This is a genomic window from Serratia sp. LTN-2, assembly GCF_059740205.1.
The window spans coordinates 400454-416036 of the sequence record NZ_JCAXDO010000002.1 but is presented as its reverse complement, the minus strand read 5'-3'; the positions used below and the strand labels follow the sequence as shown (position 1 = coordinate 416036).

The 15583-nt window shown below is 59.4% G+C and carries 17 protein-coding genes; 6 read left to right on the top strand and 11 right to left on the bottom strand.

What is annotated here, in order from left to right:
* Nucleotides 1-18: 18 nt before the first annotated feature.
* The 3 genes from AC6BYQ_RS05685 to AC6BYQ_RS05675 all read right to left on the bottom strand — a co-directional run bounded on the left by AC6BYQ_RS05685 (nucleotide 19) and on the right by AC6BYQ_RS05675 (nucleotide 2001).
* The gene (locus AC6BYQ_RS05685) at nucleotides 19-654 is read right to left on the bottom strand and encodes a carbonic anhydrase (RefSeq protein ID WP_004939270.1); all 636 of its coding nucleotides are present in this window, start codon (nucleotides 652-654) and stop codon (nucleotides 19-21) included.
* Nucleotides 655-943: 289 nt separating this feature from the next.
* Nucleotides 944-1204 (bottom strand): multiple stress resistance protein BhsA, encoded by a 261-nt coding sequence (gene bhsA / locus AC6BYQ_RS05680; protein WP_025159991.1) that lies wholly within the window; start codon nucleotides 1202-1204, stop codon nucleotides 944-946.
* A gap of 167 nt (nucleotides 1205-1371) precedes the next feature.
* A complete protein-coding gene (locus AC6BYQ_RS05675; protein ID WP_498056472.1) occupies nucleotides 1372-2001 on the bottom strand; it encodes a flavin reductase family protein in 630 nt (209 codons plus the stop codon).
* Between the two features lie 118 nt (nucleotides 2002-2119).
* Here AC6BYQ_RS05675 and rlmF point away from each other — a divergent pair, with 118 nt between their 5' ends.
* The 5 genes from rlmF to AC6BYQ_RS05650 all read left to right on the top strand — a co-directional run bounded on the left by rlmF (nucleotide 2120) and on the right by AC6BYQ_RS05650 (nucleotide 7083).
* On the top strand, nucleotides 2120-3085 hold the full coding sequence (rlmF, locus tag AC6BYQ_RS05670) for a 23S rRNA (adenine(1618)-N(6))-methyltransferase RlmF (protein WP_019454626.1): 966 nt from the start codon (nucleotides 2120-2122) through the stop codon (nucleotides 3083-3085).
* A gap of 293 nt (nucleotides 3086-3378) precedes the next feature.
* Nucleotides 3379-4683 (top strand): methyl-accepting chemotaxis protein, encoded by a 1305-nt coding sequence (locus tag AC6BYQ_RS05665; RefSeq protein WP_498056471.1) that lies wholly within the window; start codon nucleotides 3379-3381, stop codon nucleotides 4681-4683.
* A 182-nt stretch (nucleotides 4684-4865) separates the two neighbouring features.
* Nucleotides 4866-5435: a TetR/AcrR family transcriptional regulator gene (locus AC6BYQ_RS05660; RefSeq protein ID WP_498056470.1), complete on the top strand. Its 570-nt coding sequence runs from the start codon at nucleotides 4866-4868 to the stop codon at nucleotides 5433-5435.
* Nucleotides 5436-5446: 11 nt separating this feature from the next.
* Nucleotides 5447-6085 (top strand): GNAT family N-acetyltransferase, encoded by a 639-nt coding sequence (locus AC6BYQ_RS05655; RefSeq protein WP_154746783.1) that lies wholly within the window; start codon nucleotides 5447-5449, stop codon nucleotides 6083-6085.
* Complete coding sequence (locus AC6BYQ_RS05650; RefSeq protein WP_498056469.1) at nucleotides 6073-7083, top strand: alpha/beta hydrolase family protein; 1011 nt, start codon at nucleotides 6073-6075, stop codon at nucleotides 7081-7083. Before AC6BYQ_RS05655 ends, AC6BYQ_RS05650 begins: the two co-directional genes overlap by 13 nt.
* Here AC6BYQ_RS05650 and ybiO read toward each other — a convergent pair.
* The 6 genes from ybiO to dps form a co-directional block, all read right to left on the bottom strand.
* On the bottom strand, nucleotides 7080-9305 hold the full coding sequence (gene ybiO, locus AC6BYQ_RS05645) for a mechanosensitive channel protein (protein ID WP_498056468.1): 2226 nt from the start codon (nucleotides 9303-9305) through the stop codon (nucleotides 7080-7082). The genes AC6BYQ_RS05650 and ybiO overlap by 4 nt on opposite strands.
* Nucleotides 9306-9458: 153 nt before the next feature.
* A complete protein-coding gene (glnQ, locus tag AC6BYQ_RS05640) occupies nucleotides 9459-10181 on the bottom strand; it encodes a glutamine ABC transporter ATP-binding protein GlnQ (protein WP_025159986.1) in 723 nt (240 codons plus the stop codon).
* A complete protein-coding gene (glnP, locus tag AC6BYQ_RS05635) occupies nucleotides 10178-10837 on the bottom strand; it encodes a glutamine ABC transporter permease GlnP (RefSeq protein WP_019454487.1) in 660 nt (219 codons plus the stop codon). The genes glnQ and glnP overlap by 4 nt, the downstream gene beginning before the upstream one ends.
* 103 nt (nucleotides 10838-10940) lie before the next feature.
* Nucleotides 10941-11684 carry a glutamine ABC transporter substrate-binding protein GlnH gene (gene glnH, locus AC6BYQ_RS05630; protein WP_019454486.1) on the bottom strand — a complete coding sequence of 248 codons (744 nt, stop codon included), beginning with the start codon at nucleotides 11682-11684 and terminating at the stop codon, nucleotides 10941-10943.
* A gap of 338 nt (nucleotides 11685-12022) precedes the next feature.
* Complete coding sequence (locus AC6BYQ_RS05625; protein ID WP_019454484.1) at nucleotides 12023-12289, bottom strand: DksA/TraR family C4-type zinc finger protein; 267 nt, start codon at nucleotides 12287-12289, stop codon at nucleotides 12023-12025.
* Between the two features lie 142 nt (nucleotides 12290-12431).
* Nucleotides 12432-12935 carry a DNA starvation/stationary phase protection protein Dps gene (dps, locus tag AC6BYQ_RS05620; RefSeq protein WP_016928514.1) on the bottom strand — a complete coding sequence of 168 codons (504 nt, stop codon included), beginning with the start codon at nucleotides 12933-12935 and terminating at the stop codon, nucleotides 12432-12434.
* 368 nt (nucleotides 12936-13303) lie between these two features.
* Between dps and AC6BYQ_RS05615 the strand changes: the two genes are divergently transcribed.
* Entirely contained in the window at nucleotides 13304-13855 is a 552-nt protein-coding gene (locus tag AC6BYQ_RS05615) for a shikimate kinase (RefSeq protein WP_019454483.1), read from the top strand.
* On the opposite strand, the gene AC6BYQ_RS05610 is transcribed toward AC6BYQ_RS05615, so the two are convergent.
* Together AC6BYQ_RS05610 and rhtA are read right to left on the bottom strand one after the other, a co-directional pair.
* Nucleotides 13837-14304: a YhcH/YjgK/YiaL family protein gene (locus tag AC6BYQ_RS05610; protein ID WP_063919023.1), complete on the bottom strand. Its 468-nt coding sequence runs from the start codon at nucleotides 14302-14304 to the stop codon at nucleotides 13837-13839. The two genes, AC6BYQ_RS05615 and AC6BYQ_RS05610, sit on opposite strands and share 19 nt — an antisense overlap.
* A gap of 131 nt (nucleotides 14305-14435) precedes the next feature.
* On the bottom strand, nucleotides 14436-15323 hold the full coding sequence (gene rhtA / locus AC6BYQ_RS05605) for a threonine/homoserine exporter RhtA (RefSeq protein ID WP_019454481.1): 888 nt from the start codon (nucleotides 15321-15323) through the stop codon (nucleotides 14436-14438).
* Nucleotides 15324-15583 lie beyond the last annotated feature (260 nt).

Here is a 15583-nt window from a genome sequence, read left to right as displayed (position 1 = left end):
GCTAAACCGGACGCTATGTTATTCGAAATAGACGTCGGGATTATCCGCCAGAGACACGAAGCTCTTGGTGTTTCTATCCAGCGTGCGAATTTCGCCGCTTTCGATGTCATAGACCCAGCCGTGCAGGCGCAGCCCGCTGTTGCGCAGACCCACAGCCACAGAAGGATGGGTTTTGATATTATTTAGCTGAGCTATAACGTTCTCTTCAACCATAGCGTTAACTTTGTCTGTTTCGCTATTCCAGGTTTTCTTCTCGACCACCGCTTTTGCCGCATCGGCATAGTGCAGCCAGTGGGCCACGGCCGGCATCGGATCGAGGCACTGACAGGAAGCGATGGCTTTCATGGCGCCACAGTTTGAGTGGCCGCAGATAACGATATCAGTCACGCCCAGCGCCACAACGGCATACTCGATGGTCGCGGATACCCCGCCCGGCTCCGGGCCAAAGGAAGGGACGATGTTGCCTGCGTTGCGGATAACGAAAAGTTGCCCCGGTTCTTGCTGGGTCACCAGCTCGGGCACCAGACGGCTGTCAGAACAGGAGATGAAAAGCGCTTTAGGATTCTGGCTGGAGGCAAGGCTGCGAAACAGTTCCTTACGCTGCGGGAAAATCTCTTTCTGGAAACTGAGGAAACCTTCAATGATATGTTGCATACAACGCTCTCTGCATCTGTAGTCTGCGTAACATGATTAATCATCCTTTCCCGTTAGTCCAGCAATGGCTAGGTAAAAAAATGTGTGCTCAAGCCACCCTGCAAACCCCATTGAATACAGGGTTTCTGCCGATTTTCGGCAACATGACCCGGCTCGTTTGCGCGTGGGTTGCCGATAGCGTGGACGGCCAGGAGCGCGCTGTCGTACCCATTCAGCGCCGACGCACACGAACATAAAAAAAGCCCGCCGGAGTCATATCCGACGGGCTTTCTGACGACTGGGGCAAGGATTATTTGTAGATAACCGCGGTCGCGTGCATCAGGTTATTGCCGCTGGTAGAGGTGATGGTGAAAGCCTTGGCGCCTGCGGCATCGGCTTTGGCGGCCAGCTGAGAGGTCAGGCTGCTCAGGTCGGTCGCGCCGCTGGCGACGATCACGCCGGCTTTTTCGAATTGGGCGGCATCCTGGGCGCTGAGGTGTTCAGCGGCGAAAGTGGTGAAAGAAACGGTAGCCAGGGCGATAGCAGCAGCAAAAGTTTTGATGGTTTTCATGTTGGTCATTCCTGTCAAAGTGAATTAGGGAGAAAGGGGTTTGCCTTTCGATGGGAAGATTATTGCGCAGTGACAGGCGGGATGAAATCGGAGAGTGTTGACGGTTTTATTCAGATTTTTTGATTGTTAATTCCCCCGTTCATCTTCTGCATAAACGGGGGAGACGATCAGCGCGTCGGGCGCGTCAGGTCGAACCGGTGCTGTTCCGAAATGCCGTAGTAGGCGGTCGGGCCGCCGGCGCGCAGGATAGGTTCGGCGGCGGCGGTCTGATACACGCCGTGTTCGTCCAGCAGCGCCGGGTCGAGATGCACCGCCACCACTTCGCCCAACACCAGCCAGGTTTCCACCTGTGCGCCATCGGCGGTTTGCAGCTGAATGCACTGGGTCAACTGGCATTCGAAGTTCACCGGGCTTTCCGCCACGCGTTCGGCTTTGACCCGCCGCCCGGGCAGCGGCGTAACGCCGGCGAAGGCGAATTCGTCCTCGCCGCGCGGCAGGTTGATGGCACTGTTGTTCATCGCTTCCGCCAGCGGGCGTGTCGCCAGGTTCCAGACGAACTCGCCGGTTTCCACGATATTCGCTACGCTGTCTTTCCAGCCGGTGCTGGCGAAACCGATGATCGGCGGACGGTAGTTGAAGCAGTTGAAAAAGCTGTAGGGCGCCAGATTGCGCTGGCCGGCGGCGCTGCGGGAAGATATCCAGCCGATCGGACGCGGGCCGACGATAGCGTTCAGCGGATCGTGCGGCAGGCCGTGGCCGGCGGCGGGTTCATAATAATAACGAGATTCACGGCTCATGGGGGACCCTGTGGCAATCGATGAAGCTTTCATTGTGCCGGGTTTCCCGCCGCTGCGCCATTGCGGGCCGGATGTGTTATCTTACGCGCCGGAAATACCTTCAAGAGAGCCCGTCACGGTGGAAAAAAAGAAAACCTTCCCGCAGCAGAAAAGCGGCCTGCATCCGCGCAACCGTCATCGTTCGCGCTACGACTTCCCGGCGCTGATCGCCAGCTGCCCGGCGCTGGCACCGTTCGTAAAACCGAACGCCTGGGGCGATGTCTCGGTGGACTTCGCCGATCCGGCGGCGGTGAAAATGCTCAACCGTGCGTTGCTGCAACACTTTTACGGCATCGAACACTGGGATATTCCGGCTGATTACCTGTGCCCGCCGATCCCCGGCCGCGCCGACTATCTGCATCACCTGGCGGACCTGTTGGCGACCAGCAACGGCGGTGAGATCCCACGCGGCAAGGGCGTGGCGATCCTCGACGTCGGCGTCGGCGCCAACTGCATCTACCCGATCGTCGGCCTGCGCGAATACGGTTGGCGTTTCACCGGATCCGAAATCGATCCGGTGTCGCTCAACTCGGCCAAAATGATCGTCGAGATGAACCCGACGCTGCGCAACAGCGTGCGTCTGCGGCTGCAGAAACAGCCGGAGCTTATTTTTACCGGCATTATCGGCGCGGCCGAGAAATTCGACGCCACCCTGTGCAACCCGCCGTTCCATGCCTCTGAACAGGAAGCGCGCGCCAGCACCCGCCGCAAGCTGCATAAGTTGGGCAAAGGGGAAGTGGCCGACAAGCCGGTACAAAACTTCGGCGGCAAGAACAACGAGCTGTGGTGCGAAGGCGGCGAAGAGGCCTTTGTGCGCAAGATGGTGGAAGAGAGCGTCGGCAAGGCCAACAACTGCCTGTGGTTCACCTCGCTTATCTCAAAGAACACTACGCTGCCGGCCATCTACCATGCGCTGAAGGTGGCGGGCGCGGCCGAGGTGCGCACCATCGAGATGGCGCAAGGGCAGAAGATCAGCCGCTTCGTCGCCTGGACCTTCCATGACGCCGAGCAACAGGCCGCCTGGGCGGCCGAACGCTGGCGTTAATCCTTCCGGCGCCGGCTATCCTGTCGGCGCCGACAAAAATCCGCATTTTACCTTTCAATTTTCATGGCTTACGTTATTCTCAATACGAGTTTAATAATAAAAATCTTAGTCTGTTGGTTTATTTAAAATCGAATAATTACTTTACTGAATAAATAAATTTAATCCGGTTAATAGCAATAACCAGAAGGATCGGCGTTGCCCGCTCCTTCCGCAATGGCACGTCTGCGTGTGGGCGCGGCATGTGGCCAGGAAAATAAGAAAAGCGCCATCATCTGCCACAAGGACTACACCTTATGCTGTTACGATTCAGTCAGTTAACTACCCACACCGGCGCCGAACTGAGCGCGATAGAACACGCCGTGCCAATGATCGTATTCTCGCCAGAGGGCAGGGTATTGCGCGCCAACGATCTTTTTCTCAGCACGCTGGGATTTCAGCGTGATGACGTGATAGGCCAGCATCACCGTATTTTCTGCGATCCGAACTATGTCGCCAGCCCGCTGTATCGCAAACATTGGGAGACGCTGAATCAGGGGCAACCCATCACGGACACCATAAAGCGCATCGCGAAAAACGGCGAGGCGGTATGGCTGCAGGGCACTTACGCGCCGGTACTGAATAAACAGGGTAAGGTGGTGGAAATCGTCAAGATCGCCAGCGAAGTGACCGAGCGAGTGACCCAGGCGCAGGAACATCGCAGCCTGCTGGCGGCGCTGAATCGATCGATGGCGATGATCTCTTTTACGCCGCAGGGCGCCATTGTCAGCGCCAACGACAATATGCTGGCGCTGATGGGTTATCGGCTGGACGAGGCGCGTGGGCAGTCGCATGCGGTGCTGTGCCTGCCGGAGTTCGTCGCTTCCGACGACTATCGGCGGCACTGGCAGCGTCTGGCGCGCGGCGAGTTTATCACCGGGCGTTTTGAACGCATCAATCGGCGCGGTGAGCGGGTATGGCTGGAGGCCAGCTATAACCCGATCCTCGACAACGAAGGTCAGGTGGTGAAGGTGGTGAAGATTGCTCAGGACATCACCCGGCTGATGCAACAGCAGCAGCATGAAGAAGAAATGGTGCGCAGCGCCCATCACCTGTCGCTCGATACCGATCGGCAGGCGGCGCAGGGCGCGGCGATCGTGCAGCAGGCGGTGCAGGGCATGCAGCAGGTTGAAGCGGCGGCGCGTGAAACGTCGGCGGTGATCACCGAACTGGGCCAATGCTCTCAGCAGATTGGCACCATCGTCGAAGCCATTCGTAAAATTGCCGCCCAAACCAACCTGCTGGCGATTAACGCCTCCATCGAAGCCGCCCACGCCGGTGAGCACGGGCGCGGCTTTGCGGTGGTGGCCAACGAGGTACGCACGCTGGCGGAACAGTCGCGCAAGGCGGCGACCGAGATCGAACGCATGACCAAGTCTATCCAGCAAGGCGTGGCGGCGGCGATCGCCGGCATGGCGACCTGCGTGGAACAGGCCGGCGGCGGTGTGGCATTGACCCATGACGCCGGAGAAGTGATTAACCAGGTCAACATCGGCATGCATGACGTCGTGAAGCTGATGCAGGCGTTTACTTCGGTGAAGCAGGGCGACGCGCTGCACTGAGTTTGCCGGACGCCGCCCCTGAAAACGGGGCGGCATTTGTCCCCTCCCTCCGATCTCTGCGCCGTTGAGCTGCGGTTCAACGTTGCCATCCTATGCTATGCTTAAAAGTGAACGAACGTTCGTTCATTAATTTATATTCATTTGTGGCGCCAGGCGCCCCTTTCACCGTTTCGGAGCTGCCGATGGGAAACCGAGAAAAGATTGTCGACGCCGCGCTGCACAGCTTTACCGATAAGGGATTTCACCAGACCAGCATGCGGGATATCGCACAGGCGGCGGGCGTCAGCGTCGGCAACCTCTATAACCACTTTACCGGCAAGGAAGCGCTGATCGGCGAAATTGCGCTGCTTGAGAACGACGTATTCACCGAACTCGCCGCCGGATTGCAGGGGGACAGAAAACGGCCGAAACAGGCGCTGTCGGCCTTTTTGACCGCCTATCACGCCTTTGTCTCCGCCCCCGGCAATGTACAGCTGTCGGCTGAGATCGTGGCCGAAGTGGGGCGCAACCCGGCGTTGGCCGAGCCGTTCAGCGCCAACCAGCGGCAGCTGATTGAGGCGCTGGCGACGACGATCGCCGAGGCTCAGCAAACCGGCGAGATCGCACCGGCGGTCGCGCCGTTAGCGCTCGCGCAACTGGTGCTGGATGTGATCGAAAGTCAGGCCTGGCGGCAGGCGATCTTTGCGTCGCCTTCCCCGGAGGAGACCACGCCGGTGCGGCTGTTGGAACAGCTGCTCTACCGGCATCCTTAGTCGAGGTTGATATGCTGCACATTGAGCCGTATCGCGACGCTGACCGCCTGCAAACGGCGGCGTTGATCTACGCCGCGTTCTGCGACAAGTTCCAGCGTGCGCGCCGTTTGAGCGCCCGCCGGCAGTGGCGTCTGTTTTATCGGTTGTGGAGCTGGAAGCAAAGCGGCAGCCGGGAGCGCAGCTTCGTGGTGAAACAGGATGAGCAGGTGGTGGCGGCCTTTGCCCTCAATGCGGCCGCGGCAGAGGGCGACGCCGGGCCGCGCCCGCGCGCATTGCCGATTTGGCGGCTATGCCGCCGCTACGGTTGGCTGAACGTGTGGCGCATGTATCTGCAAATTGCGGTATTGCAGCATACTCCGGCGGCCGATGAGCTGTATCTCTCTTACCTGGCGGTGGCGGAGAGTCAGCGCGGTAAAGGGGTAGGCAAGCGACTGCTGCAGTGGATGAACGACTATGCCGCCGGACCGGGCGCGGGCCGGCGTCTGAGTTTGCACGTCAGCCGGCGCAACGTCGATGCGCAGCGTTTGTATCAGCGCTGCGGTTTTCAGGTGCGGCGTGAAGAGCACTACGCTTCGCTGGGGCTGCTGTTCGGCCAGGCCGACTGGGTATTGATGGAGAGACGCTGCGGGGAGGCGAGGTGCGAAAAATAGGGCTGTTCATCGTGGCGCCGCTCCTGGCGGTGCTTGGCTGGATAATTTACGTCAATGATTTTCGCTTCGTCACCGAGCCTGTGGCGGTGACCGCCGGCGGCAATCGGTTGACCGGCACGCTGGTGCTGCCGCAGCATGCGCCGGTCAAACCCGGCGTCGTGGTGTTCGTGCACGGTGATGGGCCGGCCAACGCCAGCCGCGACGAAGGTTACTACGCCATTTGGGAGACGATGGCGCAGCAGGGCTACGCGGTTTTATCCTTCGATAAGCCGGGCGTTGGCGGTTCCGGCGGTAATTGGCTGCATCAGACCATGGCGGATCGCGCGCGGGAAACCGCCGATATCATCGATTGGGCCCGGCGGGACGGGCGTTTCGATGCGCGCTGTGTGGGGCTGTGGGGCGCCAGCCAGGCGGGTTGGGTGATGCCGGAGGTGGCGCGCTTGCGGCCTGACATTGCTTTCACGCTTGCGCTCTCGCCGGCGATCAACTGGCTGCGGCAGGGGCGTTATAACACCCGGGCGGCGATGGCGGCGGCAGGGGATGATGAGGCGCTGATCCAGGCGCGCGAGGCGCACTGGCGCCATATCCAAACGCTGCTCGAACAGCCGGACGGCTACGCGCAGTACCGCCGTGACCATGACGGCGGCGCCCCATTGAGCGCCGACCGCTGGCGCTTTATTCGTGCCAACATGGCCAGCGACGCGACGGCGGGACTGGGGTATTTCAACACGCCGGTGCACCTGATTCTGGGCGGCCGTGACGTCAACGTGGACGCGGACGAAACCGAGCGGGTGTACCGGCAGAGGATCCCCGCCTCGCTGCTGACGGTGACGCGCATCGACGAGGCCGATCACGTGATGGTCAAGCCGCTGTTCGCCCGCCATCCGTGGCTGATCAACGCGGTTGGCCTGTTTGCCCCGCGCTCGGTGCAATACGATGCCTACCGGCAGGACGTGGCGGCCTTCCTGGCCGCCCAGCCCTGCGGCAGAGGGCGCTAACCGCCGGGAGCCGCGGGCGGTGTCTGTTCTTCATGCGGCTGCGGCGCGCGAGAGATCTGCATCGCCTGTTGCGGCATGCCGATGCCGGCCCGATCGAAATGGATTTTCACCAGCCGATCGAGGGCGTATTGCACCACCCACTGTTTCAGCGCCTGCGTGCGCACCGTCACGCGGGTGGTGAACGAGCGATCGCCCAGCGCCACCACGCCGTTGAAGACCGGCTCGCCAATCAGGAAATGCTTCACCTGTTCATCCTGCTTCAGCGCCGCGATGGCCTGATGCAACACCTCGTTGACCCGATCGATGTCCTCGTCGCGGCTGACGGTGTAGTTGGCGCGGTATACCCCGAACTCACGGGCATAGTTGGCCAGCGTGGCGATCGACGAGTACGGCACGATGTGATAGACGCCGTAGTCGTCGCGCAGGCCGATCGAGCGGATGGTCATGCGCTCCACGGTGCCGGTGATGCCGCTGACGGTGACGTATTCGCCGGTGTTCATGCCGTTTTCGAACTGGATGAACACGCCGGTGATCACGTCTTTCACCAGCGTCTGGGCACCGAAGCTGATGGCCAGCCCCAGCGCGCCGGCGCCCGCCAGCAGCGGCGCGATATTGAGCCCTACCTGCGACAGCACGATCATCACGGTGATGGTGCTGATAACGATAGCCAGCACGTTGCGAAACAGCGTCAACAGCGTGCGTTCGCGCGCGCTCGGCCGCACGCCGTTGCTCAGCTCCAGCGCCAGGCGATGCTCGATCATGCTGGCCATCAGCGTCCAACTGAACACGGCGATCAGCAGGATCAGCAGGATATGCACCAGCCCGCCGAGCGCCCGCTGGCCATTTTCGCTGCCCGCCCACTGGTACAGGTTGATCAGGTGCCAGGCGTCGAGCAGGAACAGCGTCACCGCCAGCACTACCATCACCCGCAGTATCTTCAGCCCGTTGGGGATATAGGAATTGATGCGCCGCTCGAGCATCGGGTAGCGCAGATTGACGTCGCTCGGCAGCGAAATGCGGCGAAAAATCCAGCGGGTCAGCATGCCGGACAGCAGGGCGCCGACGCCGATTACCAGCAGGCTTTTCACCGTGGCGCTCATCATAAAGCGCAGGCTGTTGCCGATGTCGAACTGCGACAGCACGAACAACACCAGAAAATAGGCGATCGCCAGCAGGTGCCAGATATGCCCCAGGCCGCGCAGGATCACGCTGAAAAACGCCATCGACCGCTCGGCCAGCAGATTGATCTGTTGCTGTATCGGCTTGCGGTTATGCAGGATTAGCCAGATGGCGTACAGCGTCAGCGCCAGCATCACCACCAGGTTGACGGCGGCGGCGGCCGGGTAGCTGATCTGCACCGCCACCACCGGCACCATCACCATCAGGCCATAGCCGATCAGGCCGCTGAGCCAGGCGAGACGGGTGTTCCAGTAGCGCGCGCTCTGGTCGCTGAAAGGAAAGGGGCGCAGATAGTCGAAGCCGGGAGCGAAAATCAGCCGCAGCACCGCTTTGAAGAATTCAATCACCGCGAAAGCGCTGAGAAACAGGGTCTGCAGCCGCAAAATGGTGGCGCTGTCGGCGTGGACGTGGCGGGCGAACAGGTTGCCCGCCGCCAGCGCCAGCAGCAGCACCAGCAGATCGATGGCGAAAGCGCCGAGAATGGCGGCGGGGCGCTTATACCATGGGCCGCGCTGCAGCCGAGCGTTGTGTCCCCAACTGCCCATGCGTTTGTACAGCGGCGCGATCAGCCGCCGGATCAGATGGAACAGGGCAAAGGTGACCGCCACCGTCAGCAGAAAGTAGCCCAGCGCGCGGAAAAAGCCGGCGGGATTGAAAACGCGCTTCGGGCCGGAATCGATCAGCTTTTGCAGCGCGCCGAGCTTCTGGTTAAAGGTGCCGATGCCTTCCTGCGCCAGCGAGTTCAAGCTGTCGCTCAGCGTGGCCGGCGTCGATGCCTCCTGGGCGGCCGGCGCGGCGGCGGGGGCGTCACCGGCGGCCTGTTTCAGATGGTTGATGAGGGCCGCGCGCGCCTGGTCGTCTTGCAGCAGATCGGCCAGCGCGGCATAGGCGGCCTTCTGCTGCTCGCTCTTGTCGGCGGGGGCGGGCGGCGCATTTTGTGCCAGGGCCGGTGGAGCGAAGACGCTCAGGGTCAGCGACAGCAGCAGGAAAAGCAGATGTTCTCGCAGATGAGAACCTCGTCGGGAGTATGCGTTTGGCGGCATTGTTCCTCTCTTTGGCGTTCTGTGATCGGCGGATGTCAGAGCAATACGATGAAAACAATGAATATAGTAGGAAAGGAAGCGCGATGATGCGTGGGAGAGCGTGCGGAATGAAAGCGGCGGGCGCGCGGCGCGCCCGCCATTAATCCGCCGGGATCAGGATACGTGTTGCAGGAACTCCCGCAGGCGCGGGCTCGGCGGATGGTTGATAAGATCGTGCGGATTGCCGTCTTCGGCAATCCGGCCCTTGTCGATAAAGATCAGGCGCGACGCCACTTTTTCGGCAAAGCCGACTTCGTGGGTGACGATGACCATCGTCATGCCTTCCTCGGCCAGATCCTGCATCACCTTCAGCACTTCGTGGCGCAGCTCCGGATCGAGCGCGGAGGTCGGCTCGTCGAACAGCATCATTTTCGGCTTCACCGCCAGCGCGCGCGCGATCGCCACACGCTGCTGCTGGCCGCCCGACAATTCGGACGGGTAGTGATGGGCGCGTTCCGCCAGACCGACCTTGGCCAGCAGCTCGCGCGCCAGTTTTTCCGCATCGGACTTCTTCGCGCCACGCACGCGAATCGGGCCGAAGGCGACGTTTTCCAGCGCCGTCAGGTGCGGGAACAGGTAGAACTGCTGGAACACCATGCCGGCTTCCTGGCGGATCAGCCGGTCGTCCACTTTCGGATCGTTGGCTTTCAGGCCGTCGACGATCAGATCGCCGCTGGTGACCTCTTCCAGCTTGTTGATGCAGCGCAGCAGGGTGGATTTGCCGGAGCCGGACGGCCCGATGATCACCACCACTTCGCCTTTGTCGATCTTCAAATCGATGTTGTGCAGCACCTGGGTTTGGCCAAAATGCTTGGAGACGTTTTTAAATTCAATCACAGGATTTTCATCCTTCTTTCCAGACGACGCAGCACGAAGCTCAGCACCAGGGTAATAATCAGATAGATAACCGCCACGGCGCTCCAGATTTCCAGCGCGCGGAAGTTACCGGCAATAATTTCCTGACCCTGACGGGTCAGCTCCGCCACGCCGATCACGATGAACAGCGAGGTGTCTTTGATGCTGATGATCCACTGGTTGCCCAGCGGCGGCAGCATGCGGCGCAGCGCCAGCGGCATAATGACATAGCGGATGGTTTCGCGGCGCGACAGGCCGAGCGCCAGGCCGGCTTCGCGGAAACCGTTATGAATCGACAGCACCGCGCCGCGGGTGATTTCCGCGATGTAGGCGCCGGAGTTGATCATGATGGTCACCACCGCCGCAGTGAACGGGTCGATGCGCAAGTCGCTAAATGCCATCGGCAGGGCGAAGTAGATGAACATCACCTGCACCACGATCGGCGTGCCGCGGATCACTTCGATAAACACCAACGCGATGTGGTTGGCGATCCAACCGCCGTAGGTGCGGGCAAAGCCGGCGACGAGGCCGATGATCAGGCCGCCAATCAGACCGAGGACCGAAATCCACAGGGTCATTTTGGCGCCCTCTAACAAGATAGGAATGGCGGGCCAGATGGCGCTCCAGTCGAACTGCATGATATTTCTCCCGGTGATCCCAAACGTGGGCATCAGATACAACGAAGCGCAGGGGGTTAAGCGACCCCCTGTGCTTAAGTTAATAACTTGCGAAATTCACAGCTTACTTAGGTTCGGTGCCGAACCACTTCTTGTAGATCTCGTTATAGGTGCCGTTCTCGCGCAGGGTTTTCAGCGCGCCGTTCACCTTCTCGCGCAGCGCGTCGCTGCCTTTAGGGAAGGCGATGCCATACTGCTGTGCTTCCAGCGAATCGCCTACGGTTTTGAACTTGCCGGCGCCGGCCGTCTTAATGAAGTATAGGATGTTTGGCGTGTCGTGCAGCACCGCATCGGCACGCTTGGTGCCCAGCTCCATGTAGGCGTTGTCGATGTTAGGGAACTGACGCAGGTCCTTGGTTTTGATGTGCTGTTTGGCGTAGTCCACCGAGCCGGTGCCGCTCTTCACCGCCACCACTTTACCGTTGAGATCGTCGATGCTCTTCACGCTGTTGTTGTCGGCATTGACCATCACCAGCAGGCCGCTTTTGTAGTAGCCGTCGGAGAAGTCGATGGCTTTCTTGCGTTCATCGGTGATGGTGATGCCGGCCAACGCCAGATCGACGTTTTTGGTCTGCAGCGCCGGAATGATGCCGCCGAAGTCCATTGGCTTCAGGGTGTAGTCCAGCTTAAGCTCTTTGGCGACGGCGGCCCACAGATCGATGTCGAAGCCGACGTATTTGTCGCCTTGCTTGAACTCAAAAGGAACGAAAGCGGTGTCGGTGGCAACCACCAGTTTGTCTGCTGCGTGGGAACTTACGGCAAAGGCCAGAGAGAGTGCGGCCAGGGAGACTTTAAAAATCGACTTCATGAGAGGAATTCCTGTACAGGTTGCGGATTACCCATTTTTTATATTGCAGTTGGTGCCATGAAAAAATCGTGCCATGTTTTCAACTACTATAAAAACAAAGAGTTATTGCGTGATGTTGTGCCGGTCAGGCGAATTGTTATGGTTATGCACCACAATGAGGCACCGAAATGGTGCGTAAGAATTATCTTGGTGCACGGGGCTATCATTAACCAAATTTTGGCTGTGAAACAACCGATCTTTAACCTTTTTGCTTCAATATTGATAACTAACTCTAACTTTCATGAAGCACTGACGGCGCAAGCGGGGCCGCGAGAGGGGGAAAAGGGGAGCAGATAATGCTAGCGCAACTGGCTGTCTTTGCTGCCGCGCCGGTTGTACAGGCCGTTGGCCGCGTGTTTTTTGTCCTGCTCGGCCTGGCAGGCCAGGCAAAAACGCACGCCGGCTAGCGCCTTGCGGCGCGCTTCGGGGATCGCTTCCCCACACTCCTGACAATAGCGTTCGCTTTCGCCGTGCCCGAGCGCACCACGCGCGCGCTGCACCGCGTCGTCGACGGTGGAGTCGATCTGATCTTGTACGGCGCCGTCCGCCGCCCAACCGTTAGCCATCATGACCTCCTTACCAGGTTACCTTAAGGTTAATATGGGGCGTTTTTTGTACAATGCAACGGTCGTGTAAAAGAAAACAGGCCGGGCAAGAGCCCAGCCTGTTTTTCCCGCGATGAGAGGCGGTCTGTAACGCCTTATGGCGTTATTCGATGTTGGATTCGATGAACCACAGGAACTTGTCCAGATCGCGTGAGGCGGCGGTGAACATATCGGCGGTGTCTTCGTCTTCCACTTCGGTAATGGCTTTACGGATGTCGTTCGCTACCGCGCCATAGCGATCGGCCAGCGCTTTCAGGTGCTCTTGCACGCTGTGGATATTGGTCGGGTAGCTTTTCAGCGGCGTCCGATCGTTAACGACCTGTACCGTGCCCAGCGCCACGCCGCCTAGTTGCACTACGCGCTCGGCGAAGGTGTCCTGGTGCTCGATGATGGCGGTGCGGAAGCCGTCCAGCATTTCATGAACCGCGATGAAGTTTGCGCCGCGCATGTTCCAATGCGCCTGTTTGGTGATCAACGAGAGATCGATGAATTGCACGACCTGATGGTTCAGCGCCTTAATGGCGGCCAGTTTGATTTTTTCGTCCAGATCGTTACGTGTATACAGCAGATCAGAAGATTTCGTTTTCACCAGTTTAGCGGTACTCATATCAGATATCCTCTTGATTAGTTGTTGTCCTATTTCGTTACGGGATCCATTATAGCAGGAGGATTTATTTTTGCCGTACGGAAATGGCTATTGCACAAATAGGAATAGCCTGGTGTAAATATTTTAACTCGGCTTTTGTTTTTTATTAATGTGTTGAATTTTATTGTTATTTTATTTTTTCTTTGCCGTAATTATTATTTACATAGGTGACGGTTTTTCTGGGTTATCTTATTTGCATTGAGCACGCTGAGCTCAGGGGAATATCCGTCTTGTTATCGTGGTGTTAAATTTAAGCCGATTCAGATTGATAGCCGCCATTGATGCCGTTACAGTAGTGAGATTATCCCCATTCTTTATATTGGCGAGTGATGAAAATTAACGTCGTCGGCACCAGCGGCAGCGGTAAAAGCACCCTGGCGCGCCAACTGGCGGAACGGCTTGGCGTTCCCTATATCGAGATGGACAGGCTCTATTGGCGGCCCGAGTGGCAGGGAACGCCCGATGACGCGTTTCTGGCGCGGGTTGAGCAGACGCTGGCTGAAGCGGGGGAGGGTTGGGTGCTGGATGGCAACTACAGCCGTTCGCAGCCAATCAAGTGGCGCGAGGTCGACTATATCCTGTGGCTGGACTACGGTTTCTGCCGCACGCTGTGGCAAGCCGTGCGCCGCGCGTGCCGGCGTGCGGCCAGCAAAAGCGAGCTGTGGCCGGGCACCGGCAATCGGGAGAGCTTCCGCCGCTCTTTTTTCAGCCGCGAGTCGATTGTGCTCTGGACGATCCGCACCTATGCCAAAAACCGGCGAAAATACCTGGCGGAGATGGCCCGAGACGATGTCGGGCACCGTTTCGTGCGCTTGCGTTCACCCCGCCAGACCGCCGATTTTCTACGGGCGCTGAGGCAGACTCACAGCAGCAGTCGGTGATGGATTTTCACCACCGCTTTCTTAATTTGCTGCGGCTGCTGCCACAAGCAGCCGGCTTTGTATGGCTCCATCTGGAAAAAAATCGCGAACATGCCGTGTGTCATATGCAGCGTTTGCGGGTGGCGTTTGATGTCCAGCAGCAGCAGGTCGCCGTTTTCCGCGTGGGGATGTTCGCGATGTCCGTCGCCCGCCAGACCGTATTCGATGCGCTCTTCGCCGCTGATCAGCAGGTGCAGAGTAATGTACTCCTGCTGCATTTCGGCCTGTTTCTCCGCCGCCGCTACCGTGGTCAGGGTCATCACGTCCATAAAGATGCTGTCGCCGTCGATCGGGTGTCGTCCCGGTGCCAGTTCGGGCAGGTCGCATCGGCGCAACTCGGTCAGGGTTGAAACCAGCGCCGGCGCGAGTCCACGGCCGAAGCGGGGGTTGAACAGACTGTTGTGAATCACTGTTATTCTCCATGTGAGCGAAAGTCCAAATAGCCTGCGTGCAGGCCAAGAGGAAGTATGCCGGCTTGTCTCGCGGAAAACAGTTAACCCGCCTGCATTCCCGGCGTTGCGGTATGCAGGCGAGCAGGCGCTCAGGAAAGGCTTTCGAGGCGTGGTTTGGGACGGATGGTCAGGGTGGAGCCCATGGAGGCGGCGATGATGGCCGCCAGCGCCAGCCATTGCACGCCACTCAGGTGTTCGCCGAGGAACAGCATGCCGGACAGCGCCGCCATCGCCGGTTCCAGGCTCATCAGGGTGCCGAAGGTGCGCGCCGGGATTTTGGGCAGGGCGATAATCTCCAGCGAGTAAGGCAGCGCGGTGGAGAGAACCGCCACCGCCAGCGCCACCGGCAGAATATCGATGTTGAACAGTGCGGCGCCGGTTTGCCACGCGCCGATCGGGCAGAACACCAGCGCGGCGATCAGCGAGCCGAGCGCCACCGTGCCGGGGCCGTGATCGCCACCGGCCTTCTGACCGAAGATAATATAGACCGCCCAGCAGGCGCCGGCCCCGAGCGCGCAGGCGGCGCCGAACGGATCGATCCCGGCCACGCCGTGGCCGAGCGGTAGCAGGAACCATAGCCCGGCGATCGCCAGTGCCACCCAGAGGAAGTCGATCGGTCGCCGCGACGAAAACATGGCCACCGCCAGCGGGCCGGTGAACTCCAGCGCCACGGCGATGCCGAGCGGCACCGTGCGCAACGACAGATAGAACAAGTAGTTCATCGCGCCGAGCGACAGGCCGTAGATCAGCAGCGGCAAGCGGCTGCCGGCGGTGATGCGCATGCGCCACGGGCGGAAGATAATGAACAAAATCAGGGTGCCGAGGAAAAGACGCAGCGTGGTGATGCCTTCCGCGCCCACGATCGGGAACAGGCTTTTGGCCAACGAGGCGCCGCTCTGGATCGACACCATGGCGATGATTAATAAACAGATAGGCAGCAGCGCGGAGGGCGCTCTGCCGGAAGTAGATAACGACATCCTTAACGGGCCTTTTATGCGCCGTTCCTCAGCCTTGAGAAAACGGTCGAAATGGGGATGTGAGCAGTGTAAATGAAATGACGAAAATCTGTCTGAGAAAAGCGCGTATCGCGGTGAAATCCGCCGATCCTCGGATGAGATGTGGCGAATTTGGTCAAAAAGTGCGCTTTTTCTTAAGAATTATCTGGATATTAAATAGGTGATTTTTGTCACAGAAAGCCGTAGAATACGGCCGAAAATAGAGCGAAAAGAAGAGGATA

What these genes read in the sequence shown, in the direction of transcription:
- AC6BYQ_RS05675 (WP_498056472.1), bottom strand. Translation starts at nt 2,001, where the DNA reads ATGAGCCGTGAATCTCGTTATTATTATGAACCCGCCGCCGGCCACGGC.
- glnP (WP_019454487.1), bottom strand. Translation starts at nt 10,837, where the DNA reads ATGCAGTTCGACTGGAGCGCCATCTGGCCCGCCATTCCTATCTTGTTA.
- glnH (WP_019454486.1), bottom strand. Translation starts at nt 11,684, where the DNA reads ATGAAGTCGATTTTTAAAGTCTCCCTGGCCGCACTCTCTCTGGCCTTT.
- bhsA (WP_025159991.1), bottom strand. Translation starts at nt 1,204, where the DNA reads ATGAAAACCATCAAAACTTTTGCTGCTGCTATCGCCCTGGCTACCGTT.
- dps (WP_016928514.1), bottom strand. Translation starts at nt 12,935, where the DNA reads ATGAGTACCGCTAAACTGGTGAAAACGAAATCTTCTGATCTGCTGTAT.
- AC6BYQ_RS05655 (WP_154746783.1), top strand. Translation starts at nt 5,447, where the DNA reads ATGCTGCACATTGAGCCGTATCGCGACGCTGACCGCCTGCAAACGGCG.
- ybiO (WP_498056468.1), bottom strand. Translation starts at nt 9,305, where the DNA reads ATGCCGCCAAACGCATACTCCCGACGAGGTTCTCATCTGCGAGAACAT.
- AC6BYQ_RS05660 (WP_498056470.1), top strand. Translation starts at nt 4,866, where the DNA reads ATGGGAAACCGAGAAAAGATTGTCGACGCCGCGCTGCACAGCTTTACC.
- AC6BYQ_RS05665 (WP_498056471.1), top strand. Translation starts at nt 3,379, where the DNA reads ATGCTGTTACGATTCAGTCAGTTAACTACCCACACCGGCGCCGAACTG.
- AC6BYQ_RS05625 (WP_019454484.1), bottom strand. Translation starts at nt 12,289, where the DNA reads ATGGCTAACGGTTGGGCGGCGGACGGCGCCGTACAAGATCAGATCGAC.
- rhtA (WP_019454481.1), bottom strand. Translation starts at nt 15,323, where the DNA reads ATGTCGTTATCTACTTCCGGCAGAGCGCCCTCCGCGCTGCTGCCTATC.
- AC6BYQ_RS05615 (WP_019454483.1), top strand. Translation starts at nt 13,304, where the DNA reads ATGAAAATTAACGTCGTCGGCACCAGCGGCAGCGGTAAAAGCACCCTG.
- AC6BYQ_RS05685 (WP_004939270.1), bottom strand. Translation starts at nt 654, where the DNA reads ATGCAACATATCATTGAAGGTTTCCTCAGTTTCCAGAAAGAGATTTTC.